The sequence below is a fragment of the Sulfurimonas sp. genome (genome assembly GCF_014859695.1).
Lineage (GTDB): Bacteria > Campylobacterota > Campylobacteria > Campylobacterales > Sulfurimonadaceae > Sulfurimonas.
Map to the genome: position 1 here is coordinate 1 of NZ_JACUTS010000114.1, position 4095 is coordinate 4095.

The following is a 4095-nucleotide window of genomic DNA, read 5'->3' on the forward strand; positions in this document are numbered from 1 at the left end:
GTAGGAAGCCAGTCATTAAAAACTTCAAAATTCAAAACTCTTGAAGTCGTAAGCTCTTTATGAATTTTTTGCTCAAGAGCCTTACCCCAAAGAATCTTTCCCTCTTCATCATAAAAAGCTCTTTTTATGCGGGGAACCAAATTTTGATGCTCAAACAGAAAGTCTATGGTTCCGCCTTTGATTTTTTTACCGCTCTTTTTATACTCATACCACTGCTGCAGTGAGCGGTTGAAGAAAAGACCGACCTCCATAAGCTCTTTTTGCTGCTCATGTGTAAGCGTTTCAAAACGAAATCGTCCCTCCCCTGCTCCTCCGCCTGAGAAAATAAGGTTTTTTCCTACTTGATAATTGTTATTTGCCAAACCGTGAGGAAAAAAGCGATTTTTTGAGTTTAAGAGCAAACGTGAGCTCTCTATTGATTGTGCGGCTAAAACAAAGATTTTAGCACTCACTTCATGCGTCTTCATGTCGCCATCATAGTAGTGTGCTTTTGTAACCTTTGTCGCATCGCTCTCAAGTTTATATACAAACGCTTCGGTAATAACGCTTGCGTCACACTTTTGAAGAAGTGCTGCTCTTGCACTCCCTTTTGCGCCCGTAGCGCATCCGTAACTCCCGCAAAAGTTTGAGTAAGAGCATCCATTTCGCTTCAGTGCTGCATGTGGAATTATTGCCCGCGGAGTCGGAATACTCTCAAAGTTAAGAGATTTACATGCCGAGTCAAACCACTTTGTCACTCCGTTTTCTTCAAGTTTTGCATAAGGAAAACGAGAGGTACTTCTGGGCTCCAAAAAAGAGTGTGCAACCACTTCTCCGCTAACACCTACTATACGCTCAACTTTTTCATAGTAGGACTCCAGTTCCTCATAAGAGAGAGGCCAATCAGCCACATTTGCGCCCTCTATCTCTCCATGAGTCGAGAGAAGCTTAAAGTCATTTGGCTTCATACGGTGAAAATAACCGCTCATAAGGTTTGAAGAGCCTCCCACCATAGAGCCGTTCCAAAAACTCCATTGATGCTCGCTTCCTAGATATCTTCTGCGCTCTTTACGCTCGTCTAGCTCATAAATAACATGTTGCTCATCTTTAAGGTCGGGAGTAAAAAGCTCGCGCCGCGAAACCGCCAGCTCATCTTTGTTAAAATCATCTTCTTTGTACTCTTTTCCTTTTTCAAGTACAACTACACTAAAACCTGCACGACTCAGCTCATAAGCGACAGGTGAGCCGCCTGCTCCGCTCCCGATGATGCAGACATCATACATCATAGATACGCTCTTTTTGGATGCGGTAAACCCGCATTAAATCCAAGCCACTTTTGCGCCGCATCTTTTTTGTTAACACCGTAAACTGCGTCACTGCGCAGCGCTTCCATACTGTAAGTCAAAAGAGAATCTATCCATGACTCGCCCCATCCATACTCTGAAATCTCTTGCAATATCTCTTGTCGCTCCTGCTCTAAAAGATTATAGTAAAGTTTGCCGTGAAGTTCTAAAGACTCTTCATGAAGCCACTGAACACCGTTGCGAAGAAACTCTTTGTGTGAAGCAGTGATTCTTGAATGGTCTAAAATAAGCAGCATGTAAGAAGCGGTATCGACATCTAACTCCTTTACCTTTGGAAAAAGGTCTACTTGTGCAAGTGTAAGAGTTTTCAAAGGCTCCGCCGCTCCATATAAAGAGGAGTTGTAAAATAGTAAAACGGCTCCGCCTAAAAAGCTTTGTTTGAAAAAATTTCTGCGTGTGTTTAAAATCATACTTTATTATACTAACATTTCTTCAAAATAGTTATCTACATTCATATAAGTTTTTCCCGCATGGTCTTTAAAGATAAGGTGTGATTTGTTGAGTTTTGATATGTGATCTACTCCCATAATCGCCAAAAGCTGCTGCATACCGTGTATCATCTGTGCGTGATAAGAGGCGACATTTCTTGCTTTTTGCTCCACCAAAAAAGAGGCTCTTCTTTTTTTATCTTGCGTTGCAAGTCCGACGGGACAGTGCCGTCCATGTGCCCCCGAACATTCACGTGCGCGAATGCAGCCTGCACTCATCATAAAAGCTCTGGCAATTCCGACATAGTCCGCACCGATGCCAAAAAGAACGATGGCATCATCGGGAGTAAGCACTTTTTCACTTGCAATAAGTTTAACTTTTTCTCGTACACCTGCTTCTTTTAGCGCCATATCTGCTATATAGAGTGCTTTTGCTATTACCATTCCGACCGTCATCATCATCTCCAGAGGCGCTGCACCGCTTCCGCCGTCACCTCCGTCAATCGTGATAAAATCAGGGTACGCTCTAGAACCCTCCTCTACTCTTTTTTTTATCAAGTAAGCATACTCCAAAAAAGTATCCTTTGAAGAGATAACAATTTTCACACCCACTGGCTTGTCCGATAGCTCTTTGAGCCTGCCCATAAAATCAAAAAGTTCTTCAAGAGTTTTTCCATAAGGAAACCGATTGGGTGAAAAGAGATCTTTATGCGCCTCTACTCCCCTGTAATAAGCCACGGCTTCGCTTACCTTGTCTGCTAAAAGCTTTCCTCCCGTCTGCTTTGCTCCCTGTGCCATTTTTATCTCAGTCATTCGGGCGAATCGCATGCTTTTTATATAACGCTGCTCATCAAAGCCGCCTCTGTTGTCTCTTACACCGTAAAGACCGCTTCCTATTTGAAAAATAATATCAGGCACATCTGATGGTATCTCTTTTGGAAACACTTCAAGAGGTGCGCTCCAATTAACACGATAGCACACCTTATGCTCTTCGTCAAAAAGATAACTCTCTGCATCACTTGACAAAATCACCATATGCCTATAGACCTTCTCGGCGGCAGAACCATTGAGCAGAAATTTCACAAACAGATAAACGCTCTTGGCAAAAAATGTTCCCTCTATGACATCGAGATAATCTCTGTTTTTGGGATTGTAGCGATGTGTATATAAGAAGTTTGAAGTTAGGCTTCCCTCTCCCGTATTGATAGGAAAACCTCCCAAATAAGCCCCTTTGCTAAAAGCGCGTGTTCCTTCCGGAGAAATCGCACCGTCACTCATGGCACTTCTGCCCAAAACTGAGCGAGCTTTAAAAGGGTGCTTTGAATCTTGCCCAAAAGTAACCCTGAACTCCTCGCTCACATCCTCCGTATTTAGCACACAGTTTGCATTTTTAATAGAGAGCCGTGCAGATTTTTGCGGTTGTCCCGGAGAAAAAGAGGCATACGCGGCTTTTCTCTCTGCGGAGTCATAAACCCATTTTACTTTGTCAAAAGATTCGTAAAACTTCTCATCTCCGAAATATTGCCTCATGGGATCGCGCAGGAGATAAAAAAGATACCGCATACGCCCTATAAGAGGGTAGTTGATAAGTAGCTGATCCTCTCTTTGAATAAATCTGTCATAGATAAACAAAACAAGGGATATAAGAGCAAAAACAATCAATGAAGCCTGAAGCAAAAAGATAAGAAGCGGAAATTTATATTGAATTACCGCATCTGTAAAATCTAAAAGTGCTTCCATGTTTTAGTTCTTCTCACCGAAAAAAAGTCTGTCAAGGCTAAATTTGCCTGCTCCATGCGATACAAAAATAAGTAAAAACAACATGTAGTAAAGTGGTATTTCATAGCCGTTATCACCTGCAGAAAAACCGTTTGGAAGATGCACTGTCACGATAGCGACTATCATGACGACAATAAGCGGCAGTGAAATAAACCGTGTCAAAAGCCCTAGAGTAAGCAGTATTACACCGACTATCTCGGTACTTGCCGCCATATAAGCATTGAGCGTTGGAAACGGTATGCCCATAGACGCAAACCAACCGGAAACAGAGGCTATATCACCCCACTTCATCATAGCAGGCTCATAAAACCCGTAAGCAACTGCCAAACGTGCCAGCAACAAAGCAAATGATTTCAAATACTCACTCAATCTCGAAAACTCAATATATATCTGTTTGCACTTCATAGTACACTCCTCAATCAATTTTAAACTGACATATCATAACAGATATTTATAACTCTGTATGTAAGCTTGATTACATTTGTCTCATATAACTGACCTTACGCACCTTTTAATTTCTGCAATTCTGAATAAGTGATTTGGTT

Annotated in this window: 4 protein-coding genes; all 4 read right to left on the bottom strand. The window is 42.0% G+C overall.

The genetic code is table 11. From position 1 onward, the window contains the following. Positions 1-1265: GMC family oxidoreductase (locus IBX42_RS11400; RefSeq protein ID WP_294933044.1), on the bottom strand; the 1265-nt coding region annotated here is incomplete at its 3' end. Beyond that, positions 1262-1753 carry a gluconate 2-dehydrogenase subunit 3 family protein gene (locus IBX42_RS11405; RefSeq protein ID WP_294933046.1) on the bottom strand — a complete coding sequence of 164 codons (492 nt, stop codon included), beginning with the start codon at positions 1751-1753 and terminating at the stop codon, positions 1262-1264. The genes IBX42_RS11405 and IBX42_RS11400, both read right to left, overlap by 4 nt. A gap of 6 nt (positions 1754-1759) precedes the next feature. Further along, on the bottom strand, positions 1760-3511 hold the full coding sequence (locus IBX42_RS11410) for an FMN-binding glutamate synthase family protein (protein WP_294933048.1): 1752 nt from the start codon (positions 3509-3511) through the stop codon (positions 1760-1762). Between the two features lie 3 nt (positions 3512-3514). Next, positions 3515-3955 carry a DoxX family protein gene (locus tag IBX42_RS11415; RefSeq protein WP_294933049.1) on the bottom strand — a complete coding sequence of 147 codons (441 nt, stop codon included), beginning with the start codon at positions 3953-3955 and terminating at the stop codon, positions 3515-3517. Between the last annotated feature and the right edge of the window lie 140 nt (positions 3956-4095).